The following is a 17,969-nucleotide window of genomic DNA, read 5'->3' on the forward strand; positions in this document are numbered from 1 at the left end:
GGCATGAGTGGATGAAAGGGATGAAAACGGTTATGGCCAAGCCTCTGCATCCTTCCGTTGAACAGTTCAAACAGTTTGTCAAAAAACACCCGAAACTCATTCAAGAGGTGCGCAGCGGCAAAAAGACGTGGAAGCAAGTGTATGAGGACTGGTACTTGTTCGGAGAGGATGACGACATATGGGAACCGTACCGAGACGCAGGCGGCAAGGAGAAAAGAGAGGAAAAGGGAGCAAGCAAATGGCTTGATAAGCTCGCGGCGATGCTTGGACAGCTTGACGCGGCAGAAGTGCAAAAACACTTGGCAAGCGTCCAACAGGCCCTCGCTGCGATCCAGGGCATTCTGTCTGAATTTCAAGGAGCCAGTCCGCAACGGCCTAACAAAGAGGAGCATCCGTTTTCGTTTCGCCAAGACTAAAGGGTGGTAGCAATGAGAAGAGATGTATGGCAATATGTGCAGGCAAACCCGATGTTGCGCGCGTTTGTGCGTGAACAGCCGCGCTGGTACCGGCTGCTCGCTCGCCGTCCGCACGAGCTGTCGGCGCTCCAGTTGGCCGCCTTGCGCCATTACGGGCAGACGATCCCCGATAAAGTAGAAAAAATTTCCCAATCGTTGCAGATGGCCTCTCTCATGTGGCAAATGTTTAAAGCGCTGCGCGACTAATTTGGCGGCAAACGGCAAAGACTAGCTCTGAAAGGGAGTGATGCCTTTGCCGAAATGGCTTGTATGGTTCGGGTGTGTGGTGCTGTTATGGGCGTATGCCGGCGGACGGCCGGAGACGGCAGCGGCCGCTGTTCATGCGCCGACAGCGAATCACCCATGGCATGTCAAATATGAAGTGAAAGGGCATGACGTGCTCGTGGAATGTTTGGCCGCGCAATTTCCGTTTCGCAAAGGAGAGGGGGGCGGCCATATCAACGTGTATCTCAATGGACAGAAAATGACGGAAGTGTATACGGCCGCCTTTATCGTGCGCGGCCTGCCAAGCGGAAAGCATATGATCCGCCTTGAGCTCGTCTATAACGATGGAAAGATGACCGGCATGATGCATGAATTTGAAGTGACGATCCCGTAAAGCTCGACAGGAGACAAGGCTATCCGGCAGAGTCTCTTTCTGCCTTCGGATAGTCTTTTTTTTTTGCGCTCTTCTTTTCCTTCATGATCTCCTCCCTTTCCATTTTCCTTTTATTCATGGTATGATGAAAGATGGAGGTGCTATATTTGTGAGGATCGCTACTCTCGAGCGCATCGAGATTTTGGATAAAGCAGAATCGTTGGCGAAAATGGTTGTCGAGTCGGAGGTGGCGGATGAATACCGCCGCGCGTTTCGGCGGCTCAAACAAGACCGCCGCGCTCAGCAGCTGATCGCCCGTTTCGTCAAGCTGAAAGAGCGGTATGAGGAGGTGCAGCGCTTCGGCAAATACCATCCCGATTACCGCAACGTGATGAAAGAAGTGCGTGAGGCGAAACGGGAGCTTGATTTGCATGAGACGGTGGCCGCCTTTAAAGAGTCGGAAAAAGCGCTGCAACAGCTGCTTGATGACATTAGCGTGTTGATCGGCAAGGCTGTCTCGGAACATGTCAAAGTGCCGACCGGGAACCCGTACTTCCTGTCAGCCGGCTGTTCCGGCGGCTGCAGATCCGGCGGAGGCTGCGGCTGCCGAGCATAGAAAAAGGGGAAAGGACTATGTTTCCAAAACGGCAAGGGATTATCGTTTGGCTTCATTCATTGAAATACGGGAAGCAGCTGCGCAAATTCGGCAACATTCACTATATTTCAAAGCGGCTGAAATATGCCGTTCTGTACTGCGACATGGAGCAAGTCGACCATGTGATGAAAAAACTGGCGGCGCTCCCGTTCGTCAAACGCGTTGAGCCGTCGTATCGTCCGTTTTTAAAGCTGGAGTTTGAATCGAAAGGGGAGAAAGAGAAAGACTCCCCGTATCCGCTTGGATGAAAGAAAAGAGCGGGCCTTAGCCCTGCTCTTTTTTTGGCTATTGGAGCGGCGGGATGAAGCGGTTCATTCGCATAATGCCGATTAAGTGCTGATAATATAAGTCGAGTTCCGCGAACATCGTTGACGGCTTGACGTCGAGATGGATGACGCCAAAGCCAAGCTCTTTCGCGGTTTCCGCAAACAAATCGTACCGTTTGTTCGGTTTGACGGAGGGATCGGGAACACCTTCACGGCAAATGTAAAGCGGTTGAAAGTCGCCCGGGTCGGTTGGGTGGAGCACAACAACCAAGGAGACGACCGCCTGGCCTTTTTTCACCGTATGGAAAGCAAAAAAGCCGGATAAACGGTGGCGGTTGGCGCGCGCCAGCTCCATCAGCTCATATATATCGGAATAGCCTTCGCCAAGTTCGATAAAACGCTGGATCATGTACGGTCCTCCTTGCGATCATCGTCCATTCATAACTTTACCGGTCCATTGCAGAAATTGCAATCAAAAAAAAAACCTTGCGGACAAACGATCCGCAAGGCCCTTTCCAATTCCTTGCCTCCGCGCGGGGCGGAACAGGGAACGGAAAGAAAAAGAAAAGGGAGAGGAGAAACCGGAGGAAGAACTTATGGGGAAACGTAAGTCTTCTCCGTCATTGGCAACAACGCCATCTACGGTGTTGCCATTACTCATTATGGACGGTTTTCTGATTTCTATACACGCGGCTATGAAAAATTCTCAAGTTTGACTATAATAAACATGATAAGACGACCATGAAAACAACGAATTAGGTGAACGCAATGAGAGTCATTTCCGGAACATGCAAAGGCCGGCATCTGCAAGCGGTTCCAGGATTGTCGACGCGGCCGACGACCGACAAGGTGAAAGAAGCGGTTTTTAATATGATCGGCCCGTATTTCGCCGGCGGCATCGGCCTCGATTTGTTCGCCGGCAGCGGCGGCTTGGGCATCGAAGCGCTCAGCCGCGGGCTTGAGCGCGTCATTTTCGTCGATCATGACGGAAAGGCCGTGCAGACGGTCCGAAAAAACGTTGCCGCCTGTGGACTTGAGCGCCGGGCGGAAATTTACCGCAACGACGCCGAGCGGGCGTTGAGGGCGGTGGCGAAGCGAGGCCTGCGCTTTTCCGTCATCTTTCTCGATCCTCCGTACAAGGAGAAAAAGTGGCCGGCGCTGTTATCGTTTATCGCCAGCCACGATTTGTTGGAGGACGATGGCGTTGTCGTTGCCGAACATTTGGCTGAGGCCGAGCTGCCGGAAGAAGTCGGCCGCTTGAAGCAGTGGAAGCGGGAAACATACGGCATCACCGGCGTCACTATTTACCGCCGGACTGACGAACAGAAAGGGGACGAACGCGATGGCGAGCATTGCCGTTTGCCCGGGGAGCTTTGATCCGGTGACATACGGGCATTTGGATATTATCAAACGGGGGGCAAAAGTATTTGACAAAGTTTATGTGGCGGTGTTAAACAATTCCTCGAAAAAGCCGCTGTTTACGGTTGAGGAGCGGATGGAGCTGCTGCGCGAGGTGACGCGGACGCTAGAAAACGTGCATGTCGAATCGTTTCACGGCCTGCTTGTCGACTATGCCCGCAGCAAAAACGCCAACGCCATTTTGCGCGGTTTGCGCGCGGTGTCTGACTTCGAGTATGAAATGCAAATTACATCGATGAACCGCGTCTTGGACGAGAACATTGAAACGTTTTTTATGATGACGAACAGCCAGTATGCGTTTTTGAGTTCAAGCATCGTCAAGGAGGTCGCTAAATATAACGGCGACATCTCCGAACTTGTGCCGCCGGTTGTCGAGGCGGCCCTGAAGCGGAAATTCGCCTCGATGGCCGCCGATTGACGGCTAGGAAAAGGCTGTTCTGTCCAAGGGCGGAACCGATCCGCCGATCCCTTATTTTGCCGGCGGAGAAGCGGGATGCAAAAGCATCGAGAGCCGCCCCGGCGACCGGATGGCGCCGCGGGGCCGGCAGCGCGGGCAGTCACAAGCGTCCGCGCGTTTTGTTGCTTGCGTTGGCGGCGAGCCATATATAAAGGCACAGAAACAGCATCGTGGCCAGCGGCCCATAGTGCTGCAGCCATTGCCATCTTTCGTGCCAGACGCTCTCTGCGGCGGCGTGCCAAAACACCGGAATGTTGCCGGTTTCGTTGCCTGCCGCCCGAAGGTACAACGGCTCCCAAAGCAAATATGTAAATGAAGCCGCAAAAACTCCATGCAGAAAACGGGCGATGAAAAACGGTTGAAAGCGGATGTTGGCCTCAGCGAGAATGCTGGCCACTTGCGCTTGAACGGAAAAGCCACCGAAAGCCAAGACGAAGCTGACGGCCACCGCCTTTTCCAGCAGCTCGGCTTCATCTGTCTGGCTGATCATTTGGCTGCCGAGCGTAATTTCAAACAACCCGGAAAAAATCGGAATATCAAGCTGCTCCGGAAGCTGGACGAGCCGGAGCAGCTGGCGCAGCAAGGGGGCGAGCTGCTCGGTCAAGTGCATCATATACAACAATTGGTTGACGACGGAAAAGAGAATAATAAAGCCGCCGATCATCAACAACGTTTGAACGGAAGAGCGGACGGCATCGCCGAGCAGCTTGCCAAGCGGCTGTTCATTCTTCAGCCGCGTTTTGTGGAGCGTGCGCAGCGCATACGGGAGCGAAAACGAGCGCGGCCGCCGCTTCGGCTGCCCCCGTTCTTTCCGGATGCCGTGAAAGCGCATCACTAGTCCGACGGCAATGTTCCCTAAATAATGGGAGGCGGCCAGCAACAAACCAAGCTGCGGATTGTTAAAAAACCCAGCTGAAACAGCCCCAAATATAAATAGCGGGTTGGAAGAATTGGTGAACGAAGAGAGCCGCTCGGCCTCGATGGTCGACAGTTGTTTTTCTTGATACAGGCGGGCGGTCAGCTTCGCCCCCGACGGGTAGCCGGATGCCATCCCCATCGCCCAGGCAAACCCGCCGACGCCTGGGACGCGAAAAAGCGGGCGCATCAGCGGCTCCAGCAAGACGCCGAGAAAGCTAACGACGCCAAAGCTGATGAGCAGCTCCGAGACAATGAAAAACGGCAGGAGCGACGGGAACACGACTTCCCACCACATATTTAACCCGCGAATGGATGCTTGGAGCGACTGTTTTGGATAACAAATGAGCGAAAAGGCGAATAACGTCACAGCGGAAGCGAGCAGCGCCGTTTTCAGTTTCGCTCCCCAGTTTCGCTTCAATGTTCTCCCCCCCTTTTTTTGCCGTGCGGCCTTGCGCGGTACAACCTCATATAACCTAATATACGAGCATAGGGGGGCGGTTTAGACCATAAGATGAAAGCGAGGGAGCGCCGCAGCAAAGGGGGGAGAATCGTGCCGCCGAAGATCGGATTGGCGCTCGGGTCAGGGGGCGCGCGCGGATTTGCTCACCTCGGCGTATTGAAAGTGCTACAGGAGGAAGGAATCCCTATTTCTTATTTGGCGGGCAGCAGCATCGGCGCGCTTGTGGCTGTCCTTTATGCGAGCGGCCACGGCCTCAGCCGCCTTTATCGGCTCGCCAAGTCGTTCCGGCGCAACGATTTTCTCGATTGGACGGTGCCGAAAATGGGGCTGATCGCCGGTGAGCGCATCACCGAATTCATTCGTTTGTTGACGAAAGGGAGGCGGATTGAAGAGCTTTCTCCGCCGGTGGCGGTCATCGCCGCTGATTTGCAGACGGGGGAAAAAGTCGTGTTTCGGCAAGGGGATGCGGCCCAGGCTGTGCGGGCGAGCATCTCGATCCCCGGCATTTTTGTGCCCGCGGCGGTGGACGGGCGGCTGCTTGTTGATGGCGGTGTCGTGGACCGCGTGCCGGTATCGGTCGTTCGGGCGATGGGGGCTGATCTTGTCATCGCGGTCGATGTCGCCCCGTTGAACAAAGAGGCGGAAATTGCCTCGATTGTGGATGTCATTTGGCAGAGCCTTGATATTTTGCAAGCCGAGCTCGTCGCCCATCGGGAACTCGCCTCGGACGTGATGATCCGGCCGCGCGTAGAGCAATACAGCTCGCGGGCGTTCACCCATATCGAAGACATTATTGCCCGCGGCGAAGAGGAAGCGCGGAAACAAGCCGGGGCGATCCGCCAAGCGATTGAACAGTGGAAGGAGCCAAAGCACCAATGAAGAAACGGACGTATATAGCGGCGTTTTTCTTTGGCGCCGTCCTTGCCGTTTTGCTTATTTTTATGAAATTGCCGTATTACGTGACGATGCCGGGAAGCGCGCAAAAGTTAACGCCGCTTGTTCATGTCGAGCACGGCGACCGCGATGCGGGGGCGTTCATGTTGACGACGGTCCGCATGGGGCGGGCGAACGTCATCGCGTACTTGCTCGCCCATATCCGCCCGTTTTATGAGCTGCATCCGGTTGAAGAGATTAAACAGGAAGGGGAAAGCGACAAAGAATATACGATGCGTCAGCTAGAACTGATGGAACAGTCAAAGGAAGCGGCGATTGTCGTCGCTTACCGACACGCTGGAAAGCCGGTTTCATATGAGCCGAAAGGTGTGTATGTGATGAACGTTCTCCCTGACATGCCGGCGGAGGGACGCTTGCAGGCCGGCGACCGCCTCGCCGCGGTCGACGGCCGGCCGTTGACAACGTCGGAGCAAATCATCGACTACATTCGGAAGAAAAAAGAGGGAGACCGCGTCCGCATCGCGTTTGTCCGCGAGGGGGAGCGGCGGGAGGTCGAGCTCTGGCTGAAGCCGTTCCCGCACCATCCAAACCAAATCGGCCTTGGGGTGACGCTCATGACTGATTATGACGTCCGCACCGACCCGCCGGTTGACGTTGACTCGGAACAGATCGGCGGTCCGTCGGCGGGGCTGATGTTTTCGCTTGAAATTTACAATCAGCTCGTTGAAGAAGATATGACGAAAGGCCATAACATTGCCGGCACCGGAACGATCGACATTCATGGGCAAGTCGGCCCGATCGGCGGTGTTTCACAAAAAGTCGTGGCCGCTGACCGCGCGGGGGCGGAAGTGTTTTTCGCTCCGAATGAACATGGCTCCCCGTCATCGAACTACCGGGAGGCGGTGCAGACCGCGAAAAAAATCGGGACGAACATGAAAATCGTCCCGGTCGATACGTTTGAAGATGCGATCCGTTATTTGCGCTCCATGCCGGAAGCGTAAATGGGGGTCGTTGCGTATTCTTCTTTGAGCGCGGCGCTGTACAGCGGCTCAGGAAGGGCGGCTGCATAGACGGCGGCCGCCCTTTTTTCTTGCTCGTAAAGCGGATCGCCGTTCAATTTAGCCGCTTTCGTAATCAGCGGCAGCGCCAGCTCTTTTTTCACCCGCTGCAAGTAGCGGCGGCCGGTTTCGCTCATGCCGAGCAGCCTGATGTATGTAGGATCGGATGTCTTCGTTTGTTCTTCCTTTGTGAAGTTGGTCAGCACGTGCGCGCACATTCGCTGCAGCCTTGTCCACGTGTACCGTTTCGTTTTGACGGCGGCGATGAAAGAAGCGAACGTTTCGGCAACGGTAATTTTTTCCTTCAACCGGTGCTCCACGCCTTCCTCGATTCCGGCCGTGCGGCGCAGTTCCTCCTTGGTTGCCGTCAGCAGCCGATACTTCAAGAGCGGAAAATACGCTTCCCAATCATGCCAGCGCCCATACGTTTGCCGGTATTGGCGCAGCTGCTCGAGCGTCGTTGGAGGGACGTATGGCGCAATCGACGCAAGCTGCCCAGTTTGTCGCAGCGTCTTTCGCACGCTTGTGGCGCTGGCGATCGATGGATGGGAAAACGACTCGTCATGATAGCCAGCGGCGAGGCGGGGAATCGTGCGCGGCATGATGGAGAGCTTGTGCCGCCAAATGGCTTTCACGTAGGCTAATCCGAGCACGTTGTTTGGCTGCGCCAAATCAAGTGGGACGGAGCGGAGCTGATCCCACGCCTTGGCATTCGCTTTCGGAAAGCTTTGCCCACGCTGAAGTTCGGCGCGGACGAGGGCGTCAAACTCCTCTTTTTGCGCAAACAACGTCTTCGCGGCGGCTAAAAAAGCAGCAATGTCGCCGGATTCGCTCCCAAAGCAAAGCTCTTCGCAGCCGAGGGCATCGAGCAGCCGCACCGCTCCATCGGCAAATCGCTCCGCCGCCTGAACGGCGAAGGCATATGGCAGTTCAATGACGAGATCGACGCCGGCTGCCAGCGCCATTTTGGCCCGTGCCCATTTTGAAACAATGGCCGGCTCGCCGCGTTGCAGAAAATTTCCGCTCATGACGGCGACGAGGCAGTCCGCTCCTGTCTTTTCACGCGTCTCTTGCAAGTGATATCGATGGCCGTTATGAAATGGATTGTACTCGACGATCACGCCAACAGCTTTCATGGCCGCTTCCCCCCATGGAACAGACGTCGTTCGGCGCTGAAACGATGGCTCGTCATAAGCGCACCTCCTGTCTCTCATCTAGTATGGAACATGCGGCGGCAAAGATCAACCTAGGAAGGGCGTCGTGATGTTGTCGTCCGGTTTTGGCGGAACGCGTCGAGCCGCCGGAGGCATATGTGCATGCAAGCAACGGAATTTGGAAATGATGGAAGTATGCCTTTCCTGTTGCCTCTTCTTTTTTCAGGCGTCCGGATGGTTGTAAAGAAAAAACATTGACAAAAATAGAAAAGGAACGTATAATTTTACTCGTTGCCTTGAGGTGATTGTATGAAATGGACGGTTCAACAGCTTCGCCGTTTTCAGCACAAGGAAATGGCGATTGACGAGGCGGTTGACGTGTCTGATTTGAAACAAATCGACACGTTGATCCGCGATATTTCGCTTGTCCGCGTTCAAGGGAAAGCGGACGTCGGTTCGACAAAGTTTACATTTCATTTGACGCTGTCAGGAACGATGGTATTGCCGTGTTCGCGGACGCTCGTCGACGTGACACACCCGTTTTCCATCAAGACGACGGAAACGTTTTTTGTTGATGGCGGCGACGTCGCTGAAACGGATGAAGACACCCATATCGTAACTGGAAACACGGTTGATTTAAACCCAATTATTCGCGAGCTCATCCTGCTTGAAATCCCGTTGCAGCTCATCGCCGACAACCCGGGGGCTGACGGGGCGCCGCAACACGGGGAAGGATGGGACGTTCTCACGGAAGAACAATGGGAAAAAACGCTGGAAGAGCGGGCGGCGAACAAGGTCGACCCTCGTCTGGCAGGATTGGCTAAGTTTTTTGATGGAACGAAAGAAACTGATGGCTGACCGGCGTTGCCGGCCGATGGCGCCGACCAGAACGCGCACCGTCCGGCAGCTGCCTTGCCTGCCGGCGGACTGCCTTGAACAAGCGGCTGCCCGTCGGCAGCGATACGCTGAATGTGCCGGACAAGGAGGTGGAAAACGATGGCAGTACCTTTTAGAAGAACATCGAAAACGAGAAAACGACTGCGCCGTACACACTTTAAACTGCAAGTGCCGGGCATGGTGCAATGCCCGAACTGCGGCGAATGGAAATTGGCGCACCGCGTCTGCAAAGCATGCGGTACGTACAAAGGAAGAGATGTCGTCAACAAATAATGGCCGACATCAAGCGACAGGCTGTCCGAAAAGCGGGCAGCCTTTTTTATTGGCAGTGAACAATCGACAACGTACGTCCACGCGTTTGTTTTTTTCGCTGCTGGCAGGAAAAAGGGGGGACGATGACCAATTGTCATAAAATAAAGGAGGAGTGCTGATGGAAGCGATGATGGAGCAGCGTGACGGCGTCGCCTTGTTTACGATTTGCCGTCCCGAAAAACGGAATGCAGTCAATTTTGCAGTGATGGAGGCGCTTGAGGGAGCGCTGAGCGAGGCAGAAGCGGATGAGCGGGTCAAAATATTTGCCATCACGGGCGCTGGCGATGAGGCTTTTTGCTCGGGCGGCGATTTACACGAGTTCGGGCCTTTGCGCGGCGCTGAGGCGAAACAGATGCTGACGCGCATGGGGGAGGTGCTCTACCGGCTGCTGACGTTTCCGAAACCGACGGCCGCGCTCGTCAATGGCGCCGCGATGGGAGGGGGCTGCGAGCTGGCGACGGCCTGCGATTTCCGTTTTGTCAAAGAAGGAAGCCGAATCGGGTTCATTCAAGGGCGGCTCGGCATCACAACCGGCTGGGGCGGCGCCTCGATGCTGTTCGGCAAACTGCCGTACGCGCGGGCCCTCGATCTATTGCTGCGCGCTGAACCGATGACAGCGGAAGATATGGAAGCGTGCGGGTGGGCTGATGCGGTCTTGGCGGCTGACCACTGGCGCGAGCAATGGCAGGCGCGGCTCGCCCTTTATGCCGCGCGGTCGCTCGCTGTTTTAGAAGCCTATAAGGCGGCAGCGGGCGAAAAATGGCGAACAGCTTGGTTTCGTGAGCAATTTTTCGCTGAAATCGACCGCTGCGCCGCACTATGGGGGTCGGTTGAACATGAACAGGCGTTGCGTCCTTTTTTTCGCAAGCAGTAATTTTTTCCTTCTACTGTTTCTATTAGCCGCATACATATAATGACAAAGCGGCGATGAGGAGGGAAGGGAGATGACTGGAGTACGCCAGGACGCTTGGACGAAAGAGGAAGATGAACTGTTGGCCAACGTTGTGCTTCAATATATTCGCGAGGGCGGCACCCAGCTAGAAGCGTTTGCTGAGGTGGGGCGGCGCTTGTCGCGGACAGCGGCAGCGTGCGGGTTCCGCTGGAATTCGTACGTTCGCAAGCAGTATAAAGAGGAAATTGAACAGGCAAAGCAAGAACGGAAAACGCGAAAAAAAGAGGCGGCATCGGTAAAAGAAGGCGGGGGACAAACGGAGATGGAAGCGGCAGCAGAGAGCAAACTGTCATGGACGGAAGTGCTCGCTTTTTTGCAAGCGGAAGGGCAAAAAGCGCGCGACGCCCGGCGGACAGCGGATGAAAATCGGGCGTTAAAAAACGATATGGAGCAGCTGCAACAAATGGTGACAAAGCTGCAAATGGAAAAGGAAGCGTTGCAAAAGCAGCTGGCGGCCGTCCAAGAGGAGTATAAAACGTTGCTCGCCATTATGGAGCGGGCGCGGAAAATGGTGGCGGGCGCCGAAAAACAAACGGAGCCGGCGGCTGAGGGCGTCGGGGAAGGATAAAAGCTGGCCTTTGGGCCGGCTTTTTTTTCTTAACGGATGACGGGGACATTTGCTAAAATAAGGCTAACGCAATTTGGCGGGAAAGCGGGGGAGACATGTGAACATTGGCATTGTCGGCGGCGGGGCGGTCGGCCTGCTTCTTGCCGCTTATCTCGGGCGGCGCCATAAGGTCACGGTGTATACAAGGCGCTTGTCTCAGGCGAGGCAGCTTGCTGAATGCGGCGTCGCCCTGAAAAAAGAAGGAAAAACAACGGAGACTGCCGTTCAAGCAAGGCCGTTTGCCGGGGCGGAACTCGTTGAGCCGCTTGTGTTTGTGACGGTTAAACAATATGATGTGGCGGATGTCTGCTCCCGGCGTGATTCGTTCCGCCGCGTCGGCACGATTGTTTTTTTGCAAAACGGGATGAGCCATCTCGAACAGCTGTCTGTTTTTGCTGACAAAAACATCGTCGTCGGTGTTGTGGAGCATGGCGCGTTCAAGCTTGACGATCGGACGGTTGCGCACACAGGCGCCGGCAAACTGACGCTCGCCCCCTTCTATGGGTCGCCTGCTGCGGCCGCCGGGCTGGCTGGAGATCGAGAGTTTCCCATTGAATGGGCGGACGATTGGGAGCGCATTCTTGTCGACAAACTTGTCGTCAATGCGGTCATCAACCCGTTGACGGCGCTGTTGCAAGTGAAAAACGGCGAGCTTCTTGAGGTGGCGCCGTATCGGGACATGATGGCGCAGCTGTTTGATGAAGTGCGGCGGGTGTTGCCGCTTCGTGACGCCGGACGGGCGTGGGAGCGGATCGTTCATATATGCCGGAACACGGCGGACAATTATTCGTCGATGTATATGGATGTGGCCAACGGGCGTCGGACGGAAATTGACGCCATTTTAGGCTATGTGCTGAAGCAAGGGGAAGCGCGCGGCGTTGCGTTGCCGCTCGTCCGCTTTGTGTATTGCGCGCTGAAAGGGAAGGAAGGGGGGAGCCGCGATGGGTGACTGGCTCGCGCCGGTGTTGGCGACATTCGTCACACTGCCGCTGCTGCTGTTTTGGCTCGTCTATGCGGCCATGCGCCTGTTTGGCGGGCGGAAACGGGCGGCGTTTTACGCGGCGGTCAACGCGGCGACCGCGTTTTTCATCGCCGCCGTCTATTTTTTGCTTGCCGTGCTGTTCGGAAAGTCATATTTTGTCCATCTTCTTCTCTTTTTGCTCGGATTGCACGCCGCCATCGCACTCGGCTACTGGCGGAAAAAGGCGGATTTTCACCTGGCGGCGGTGTTTCGTCTATTTTGGCGGGCCAGTTTTCTCATTTTTGCGTCCCTTTACGCCGGCCTGCTCGTCTATGGCATGATGGCGCGCATCGCTGCCGTCCTTTGAGCAATCGTTTTTTCCTCTTGGCGCCGAACGTGCTATACTCATGAAAGAATACATAAGAAAGGGAGTTTTCGCCATGGAGGTTCACGAAATTCCGCTGCCGGCGGCGACAAAGCTGGCGGCCGATTACATAACCGGCGCGTTTCCGGCTGAGAAAGGGTTTGACTACGTTTGGGCTGATGATCAGGCGTTTCGCCGCCGGTTGTCTCATTTGCAAAAACGGACATACGACCGGAGCGGGATTGCCGATTATTTAGACGCCTATCACCGTCGGTTCTCGGCAAGCAGGGCGACGATGCACAATATCGACAAGCTGCGGCAGGAGAACAGCGTCGTTGTTGTCGGCGGACAGCAAGCCGGGCTGTTGACCGGTCCGCTTTATACGATCTATAAAATCATCACCATCATCCAGCTCGCCAAAGAACAGGAACGGAAGCTTGGCGTGCCGGTCGTGCCGCTGTTTTGGATCGCCGGCGAGGATCATGACATCGCGGAAATCGACCATGTGTATGTGGTAGAGGGCGGCGAAGTGAGGAAAGCGCTATATCCGCACAAGCGGAAGGAAAGGCGGATGGCAGCCGACGTCCCGCTTGATCATGAGCTTGCCGGCGCGTGGATCGAACGTGTCGTGAAAACGTACGGGGAGACGGACGCGACGAACGAACTGCTTTCCTTTCTCAAGACATGTTTGGATGAGGCGCGCACGTTTGTCGACTTTTTTGCGGCGATTGTCTTGCGCCTGTTTGCTGCTGACGGATTGGTTGTCTTGAATGCCGGCGATGCGGCGGTGCGCCTTCTTGAGCGCCGTTTTTTCGCCGCGCTCATTGACCGCCATCGCAGCGTGACATCGGCCGTGTTGGCGCAGCAAGAGGCGCTGCGCGCGCTCGGGTATGCGCCGCTCATTGAGATAGCGCCCAACGCGGCCAACTTGTTTTATTACAACGGCCATGAGCGCCTGCTTTTGCACTATGACGAAGAGCGCGGCGCGTTCCGCGACAAGGCCGGGCATATCGTCTTTGCGAAACAGCAGCTGCTTGAGCTTGCCGAGACGAAGCCGCACTGTTTAAGCAACAATGTTGTCACTCGTCCGCTTATGCAAGAGTATTTGCTGCCGACGCTCGCTTTTGTCGCCGGCCCGGGAGAAATCGCCTATTGGGCGGAGTTGAAGGAGGCGTTTTCGCTGTTCGGATTCGAAATGCCGCCGGTGGCGCCGCGCCTGCAGGCGACGATCGTCGGCCGTTCGCTGCAAACCGATCTCGCTGATCTCGGTCTCGAAGCCGCCGACGTATTGGCCGGGCGGCTCGAAGCGGCCAAGGAGCGATGGCGGAAGGAGACGGCTGAAGTTCCGCTTGCCAAGGCGTTTGCGAAAGCGAAAGCCGACATCGAGGCGGCGCATCAGCCGTTGCGCGCGCTTGGCATGGAGATTGACCGCGGATTGGAAGGATTGGTGGCGAAAAATGCCGCCATCATTCAGTCACAAATCGAGTTTCTTCAGCAAACGTTGGAGCGGGCGCTTTTGCGCAAACATGAGACGACATGGCGCAAGTTTTGGCGCGTCGAAACGGCGCTGCGGCCGAACGGAGCGCCTCAGGAACGGGTTTGGAACGTGTTTTACTACGTGAATCGTTACGGATTTGATTTTGTAAAAAAACTTTCGCTGATCGACGCCCCTGGAAACGGAATGCATAAAATTGTATATATATAAAGCTTTTTCAAAGAAAAAGTCGAAAAGAAAAATCCTGTTTCGAGCAGGATTTTTTTTGTGTGGAATGAAATAGTAACAAAACAATCGCCACAGGTTTGGAAATAAAAGTAAAAGGAGGTTGGAACTAATGGCTCCATCTGGGGATGTCCGACAAAAATAAACAAAAAGGGACGTTTTTTTACAAAAAAAGCTAAAATTTTGTCCGTCTTTGCGATATAATAAGGAAGCAGCGTTTGGAAGCAGCAAAGGTGGTGGACATGTGTTTGAACATACAACGGTGCTGTTAAAAGAAGCGGTTGACGGACTGAACATCCGCCCGGACGGCGTCTATGTCGATTGTACGTTGGGCGGCGGCGGCCATAGCGACTATTTGCTTTCCCGCCTCTCAAAGCGCGGAAAGCTGTTTGCCTTTGATCAAGACGAAACCGCCATTTCGTATGCGCGTGAACGGCTCGCCCGTTATGGCCAGCAAGTGCAGTTTGTGCACCGCAACTTCCGGTTTTTGCAAGAGGAGCTTTCCGCCCGCGGCGTCGCTGCCGTCGATGGCGTGCTGTTTGATTTGGGCGTTTCATCGCCGCAGCTCGATGAGCCGGAGCGCGGCTTCAGCTACCAGCACGACGCGCCGCTTGACATGAGGATGGACCGCAAGCAGCAGCTGACGGCGGCGGAGATCGTCAACCGTTGGCCATATGAGGAGCTTGTGCGCATTTTTTTCCGGTACGGCGAAGAAAAATTTTCAAAGCAAGTGGCGCGCAAAATCGAGGAGGTGCGGCGCGAGAAGCCGATTGAAACGACCGGGGAGCTCGTTGAGGTCATTAAGGAGGCGATTCCAGCGCCGGCGCGCCGCAGCGGCGGACATCCGGCCAAACGCATTTTCCAGGCGCTCCGCATCGCAGTCAACGATGAGCTCGAGGCGTTTCGCGAAGCGCTTGAGCAGGCGATTGACTTGTTGGCGCCGGGAGGACGGGTGAGCGTCATTACGTTTCATTCGCTCGAAGACCGCATTTGCAAGGAGACGTTTAAAAAAGCAAGCGAGAACCCGCCATTGCCTCCAGGGCTTCCAGTTCCCCCCAATGACTACCGCCCTGTGTTGAAAATTATTACAAAAAAACCGGTCGTTCCTTCTGCTGAAGAGGTGGAACGGAACCGCCGCGCCCGTTCAGCCAAACTCCGCATTGCTGAAAAACTGCCGCGCGGCTGAGAAAATAGGTGAGGAGAAACAGGAGGGAAACGCTGTGAACCATTTGGCAGTCAAAGTAGCACGCGAACAAAAGCATCCGGCCGCGCCGCCGAGCCAGAAGCCGCAGCGAAAACGGCGCCTTCGGCTGACGCTGGCTGAGAAGCTGTTGATCGTTTCGTTTTTGCTGTTTGTCTTTTACGCGGCGGTCCATACCGTCTCAACCCAAGTGCAAATTTATGAGCTTAATAAAGATGTCCAAAAGTTGGAATCGGCCATTGATGAACAAAAGAAAGAAAATAATGACTTGTACGTCGAAGTGCAGCGGCTGAGCGCGTACGAGCGCATTTTGCAAAAGGCGAAAGAGCTCGGTTTGTCGCTCAACGAAAACCACGTCAAAGTCGTACAGGACTGATGGGCGATGGAGGCAAAAAAGCATCGCAACACCCATCGCGGGGCGTTTATTTTGTTTTGCGTGTTCAGCTTTGCCTTTTTTCTTTTGTTTGCCCGCTTTGTGCAAGTGCAGTGGACGGGAAAAGCGGAAGGCGAAGCGCTGGCAGAGATCGCGCAGCAGCAGCATAAGCAGACGCGCACGATTGAAGCGAAACGCGGGACGATTTTTGACCGCAACGGCGCCATTTTAGCCCAAGACGTGCCGTCGTATACAGTCGCCGCGATTGTGGACCCGGATGATCCGCGCCGTGTCGCCGATCCAGAGGAAACAGCGGAAAAGCTCGCTCCGCTGCTTGGCATGGACGTCGAGCAAATGGAGCGCATTTTGACCAAAAAGGCGAAACAAGTCGAGTTCGGCTCCTATGGCCGCAATATCAGCTTCGAGCTGAAGCGGAAAATTGAAGCGCTCCATTTGCCGGGCATCATCTTTACCCGCGACACTGCCCGGTTTTACCCGAATGGCGTGTTCGCCTCGCACGTCATCGGCTACGCGCAAAAAAATGCGAAAAACGAAACGGTCGGCAAAATGGGAGTAGAAAAATCGTTTGACCGTTATTTGCGCGACAAAGACGGCTATGTGTCGTTTGCCAGCGATGTGAAGGGGTTCCGTCTGCCGGAGGCGAGAGAGCGCACGATTGCAAAGCCGGACAACGGCGCGAACGTGTATTTAACGATTGACGCGAAAATCCAGACGTTTTTGGAAGACGCCATGAACGGCGTAGAAAAGCAGTACAAGCCGAAAAAGATCATCGCCATCGTGGCTGATCCGAAAACAGGAAAAATTTTAGCGATGGCGACTCGCCCGAGTTTTGACCCGAACAAACGCGATATTGCGAACTTTTTAAATGACGCTATTTCCTACCCGTATGAGCCGGGGTCGACGATGAAGGTGTTTACGCTTGCTGCCGCCATTAATGAAGGAGTGTACAACGGCAATGAAACGTACCGTTCCGGCTCATACAAAGTCGGGCCGAACACCATCCGCGACCATAACGATGTCGGTTGGGGGACGATTACGTTCAATGAAGGGGTGCAGCGCTCTTCGAACGTCGCTTTTTCCATTTTGGTGAAAGAAAAGCTCGGGGAAGACCGGTTTTTGCAGTATTTGCATCGTTTCCATTTCGATCAGAAAACGGGCATTGATTTGCCGAATGAGGCGACAGGACAAATTCGTTACCGTTATCCGATCGAACGGATTACGACCGGGTTCGGGCAAGGGACGTCAGTGACCCCGATTCAGCAAATCCAGGCGGCGACAGCGATCGCCAACGACGGAAAAATGATGAAGCCGTACGTCATTGAAAAGGTGGTCGATCCAGACAGCGGCAAAGTCGTTCTCGACCACGAGCCGACTGTCGTCGGTGAACCGATTACGGCTGAAACGGCGCGGAAGGTGAGGGGAATTTTGGAAACGGTTGTCACCTCAGAGCACGGCACCGGCCGCCCGTACCAAATTGACGGCTACCGCGTCGCCGGCAAAACGGGGACGGCGCAAATTCCATCCGCTTCCGGCGGCTATTTGACCGGACGGGAAAATTATATTTTCTCGTTTTTAGGCATGGCGCCGGCGGATGATCCGCGCCTTCTCATGTATGTAGCTGTTCAGCAGCCGCGGTTGGATGTGACGGAAACCGGAGCGGCGCCTGTTTCGCAAATTTTTACAACGGTGATGAAAAGCAGCCTGCAATATTTGCATATTGAACCGAGCAAAGAAAAATCGGTGGAAACGAAACTAGCGGCGCAACGCGCGCTCGATTCGCTGGTCGGCGAGGCGGCCGTCACGGCGGCGGAGCAGTTGAAGAAAAACGGCTATGTGCCGGTCGTCATCGGCACCGGCCGGTACGTTGAGCGGCAGCTTCCGCGTGGCGGAGATCGTCTTCTTCCCGGCGAGCGGGTCGTGTTGAAAACGGATGGAGCGGCGACGATGCCGGACTTGCGCGGGTTTTCGCTGCGGGACGCCATGAAAGTGGCTCATATACTCGGTCTGCGGCCAAGCACGAAAGGAACCGGCTATGTCGTCAGCCAAAACATCCGCCCGGGAGCGCGAGTGCGGCAAGGGGATTATTTGATCCTCGAACTGGCTCCGCCGCGCCAGTGGGAAGAAACGGCGGCAAAGAAAGAACAAGAGGCGGCTGAACGGAAAGAGGCCGGGCCTCACGAGTGATTTTTTGCCGTTCTATAACGGGGCGTACAAGCATATAGTGGAA

Annotated in this window: 22 protein-coding genes; 19 read left to right on the forward strand and 3 right to left on the reverse strand. The window is 55.2% G+C overall.

Going from position 1 to position 17,969, the window contains the following annotated elements; all coding sequences use genetic code 11:
* The first annotated feature begins 32 nt into the window (after nucleotides 1-32).
* From ACR1UW_RS06905 to ACR1UW_RS06925, 5 genes are all read left to right on the forward strand, one after another.
* The gene (locus tag ACR1UW_RS06905; RefSeq protein WP_033010270.1) at nucleotides 33-416 is read left to right on the forward strand and encodes a YlbD family protein; all 384 of its coding nucleotides are present in this window, start codon (nucleotides 33-35) and stop codon (nucleotides 414-416) included.
* A gap of 12 nt (nucleotides 417-428) precedes the next feature.
* A complete protein-coding gene (locus ACR1UW_RS06910; RefSeq protein WP_033010269.1) occupies nucleotides 429-662 on the forward strand; it encodes a YlbE-like family protein in 234 nt (77 codons plus the stop codon).
* 40 nt (nucleotides 663-702) lie between these two features.
* On the forward strand, nucleotides 703-1,074 hold the full coding sequence (locus tag ACR1UW_RS06915) for a hypothetical protein (RefSeq protein WP_033010268.1): 372 nt from the start codon (nucleotides 703-705) through the stop codon (nucleotides 1,072-1,074).
* 148 nt (nucleotides 1,075-1,222) lie between these two features.
* On the forward strand, nucleotides 1,223-1,669 hold the full coding sequence (locus tag ACR1UW_RS06920) for a YlbF/YmcA family competence regulator (protein WP_033010267.1): 447 nt from the start codon (nucleotides 1,223-1,225) through the stop codon (nucleotides 1,667-1,669).
* Between the two features lie 17 nt (nucleotides 1,670-1,686).
* Nucleotides 1,687-1,956 (forward strand): YlbG family protein, encoded by a 270-nt coding sequence (locus ACR1UW_RS06925; RefSeq protein ID WP_050368475.1) that lies wholly within the window; start codon nucleotides 1,687-1,689, stop codon nucleotides 1,954-1,956.
* 37 nt (nucleotides 1,957-1,993) lie between these two features.
* On the opposite strand, the gene ACR1UW_RS06930 is transcribed toward ACR1UW_RS06925, so the two are convergent.
* Nucleotides 1,994-2,383: a DUF7147 family protein gene (locus ACR1UW_RS06930; protein ID WP_033010264.1), complete on the reverse strand. Its 390-nt coding sequence runs from the start codon at nucleotides 2,381-2,383 to the stop codon at nucleotides 1,994-1,996.
* 359 nt (nucleotides 2,384-2,742) lie between these two features.
* Between ACR1UW_RS06930 and rsmD the strand changes: the two genes are divergently transcribed.
* Complete coding sequence (gene rsmD, locus ACR1UW_RS06935; RefSeq protein ID WP_044742664.1) at nucleotides 2,743-3,351, forward strand: 16S rRNA (guanine(966)-N(2))-methyltransferase RsmD; 609 nt, start codon at nucleotides 2,743-2,745, stop codon at nucleotides 3,349-3,351.
* Nucleotides 3,317-3,811 carry a pantetheine-phosphate adenylyltransferase gene (gene coaD / locus ACR1UW_RS06940; protein ID WP_033010262.1) on the forward strand — a complete coding sequence of 165 codons (495 nt, stop codon included), beginning with the start codon at nucleotides 3,317-3,319 and terminating at the stop codon, nucleotides 3,809-3,811. Before rsmD ends, coaD begins: the two co-directional genes overlap by 35 nt.
* A gap of 139 nt (nucleotides 3,812-3,950) precedes the next feature.
* Here coaD and ylbJ read toward each other — a convergent pair whose 3' ends face one another.
* Nucleotides 3,951-5,186 carry a dipicolinic acid transporter SpoVV gene (ylbJ, locus tag ACR1UW_RS06945; RefSeq protein WP_033010260.1) on the reverse strand — a complete coding sequence of 412 codons (1,236 nt, stop codon included), beginning with the start codon at nucleotides 5,184-5,186 and terminating at the stop codon, nucleotides 3,951-3,953.
* Nucleotides 5,187-5,318: 132 nt separating this feature from the next.
* Between ylbJ and ACR1UW_RS06950 the strand changes: the two genes are divergently transcribed.
* Together ACR1UW_RS06950 and ACR1UW_RS06955 are read left to right on the forward strand one after the other, a co-directional pair.
* Complete coding sequence (locus tag ACR1UW_RS06950) at nucleotides 5,319-6,107, forward strand: patatin-like phospholipase family protein (protein ID WP_050368476.1); 789 nt, start codon at nucleotides 5,319-5,321, stop codon at nucleotides 6,105-6,107.
* Nucleotides 6,104-7,123, forward strand: a complete 1,020-nt coding sequence (locus ACR1UW_RS06955) for a SepM family pheromone-processing serine protease (protein ID WP_498935052.1) — start codon at nucleotides 6,104-6,106, stop codon at nucleotides 7,121-7,123. Before ACR1UW_RS06950 ends, ACR1UW_RS06955 begins: the two co-directional genes overlap by 4 nt.
* Here the strand turns inward: ACR1UW_RS06955 and ACR1UW_RS06960 are convergent.
* Complete coding sequence (locus tag ACR1UW_RS06960) at nucleotides 7,096-8,316, reverse strand: nucleotidyltransferase (RefSeq protein ID WP_047818092.1); 1,221 nt, start codon at nucleotides 8,314-8,316, stop codon at nucleotides 7,096-7,098. The two genes, ACR1UW_RS06955 and ACR1UW_RS06960, sit on opposite strands and share 28 nt — an antisense overlap.
* A 327-nt stretch (nucleotides 8,317-8,643) precedes the next feature.
* Between ACR1UW_RS06960 and ACR1UW_RS06965 the strand changes: the two genes are divergently transcribed.
* The 10 genes from ACR1UW_RS06965 to ACR1UW_RS07010 all read left to right on the forward strand — a co-directional run bounded on the left by ACR1UW_RS06965 (nucleotide 8,644) and on the right by ACR1UW_RS07010 (nucleotide 17,926).
* Nucleotides 8,644-9,192, forward strand: a complete 549-nt coding sequence (locus ACR1UW_RS06965) for a YceD family protein (protein ID WP_237420053.1) — start codon at nucleotides 8,644-8,646, stop codon at nucleotides 9,190-9,192.
* Between the two features lie 138 nt (nucleotides 9,193-9,330).
* Nucleotides 9,331-9,504, forward strand: a complete 174-nt coding sequence (gene rpmF, locus ACR1UW_RS06970; RefSeq protein ID WP_011230605.1) for a 50S ribosomal protein L32 — start codon at nucleotides 9,331-9,333, stop codon at nucleotides 9,502-9,504.
* A 157-nt stretch (nucleotides 9,505-9,661) separates the two neighbouring features.
* A complete protein-coding gene (locus tag ACR1UW_RS06975) occupies nucleotides 9,662-10,417 on the forward strand; it encodes an enoyl-CoA hydratase/isomerase family protein (RefSeq protein ID WP_033010253.1) in 756 nt (251 codons plus the stop codon).
* A 70-nt stretch (nucleotides 10,418-10,487) separates the two neighbouring features.
* Nucleotides 10,488-11,063: an RsfA family transcriptional regulator gene (locus tag ACR1UW_RS06980; protein ID WP_063330432.1), complete on the forward strand. Its 576-nt coding sequence runs from the start codon at nucleotides 10,488-10,490 to the stop codon at nucleotides 11,061-11,063.
* A 97-nt stretch (nucleotides 11,064-11,160) separates the two neighbouring features.
* Nucleotides 11,161-12,051 (forward strand): 2-dehydropantoate 2-reductase, encoded by an 891-nt coding sequence (locus tag ACR1UW_RS06985; protein ID WP_033010251.1) that lies wholly within the window; start codon nucleotides 11,161-11,163, stop codon nucleotides 12,049-12,051.
* Nucleotides 12,044-12,430, forward strand: a complete 387-nt coding sequence (locus ACR1UW_RS06990) for a DUF3397 domain-containing protein (protein WP_033010250.1) — start codon at nucleotides 12,044-12,046, stop codon at nucleotides 12,428-12,430. The genes ACR1UW_RS06985 and ACR1UW_RS06990 overlap by 8 nt, the downstream gene beginning before the upstream one ends.
* Before the next feature lie 73 nt (nucleotides 12,431-12,503).
* Nucleotides 12,504-14,132: a bacillithiol biosynthesis cysteine-adding enzyme BshC gene (bshC, locus tag ACR1UW_RS06995; protein WP_498935056.1), complete on the forward strand. Its 1,629-nt coding sequence runs from the start codon at nucleotides 12,504-12,506 to the stop codon at nucleotides 14,130-14,132.
* 259 nt (nucleotides 14,133-14,391) lie between these two features.
* The gene (gene rsmH, locus ACR1UW_RS07000) at nucleotides 14,392-15,333 is read left to right on the forward strand and encodes a 16S rRNA (cytosine(1402)-N(4))-methyltransferase RsmH (RefSeq protein ID WP_033011333.1); all 942 of its coding nucleotides are present in this window, start codon (nucleotides 14,392-14,394) and stop codon (nucleotides 15,331-15,333) included.
* Nucleotides 15,334-15,367: 34 nt separating this feature from the next.
* A complete protein-coding gene (ftsL, locus tag ACR1UW_RS07005; protein WP_033011332.1) occupies nucleotides 15,368-15,724 on the forward strand; it encodes a cell division protein FtsL in 357 nt (118 codons plus the stop codon).
* A 6-nt stretch (nucleotides 15,725-15,730) separates the two neighbouring features.
* Nucleotides 15,731-17,926 (forward strand): penicillin-binding protein, encoded by a 2,196-nt coding sequence (locus ACR1UW_RS07010; protein WP_498935058.1) that lies wholly within the window; start codon nucleotides 15,731-15,733, stop codon nucleotides 17,924-17,926.
* Nucleotides 17,927-17,969: the final 43 nt, after the last annotated feature.

Origin of the sequence: Geobacillus lituanicus (assembly GCF_050994965.1) — a bacterium.
GTDB classification, from domain to species: Bacteria; Bacillota; Bacilli; order Bacillales; family Anoxybacillaceae; genus Geobacillus; species Geobacillus stearothermophilus.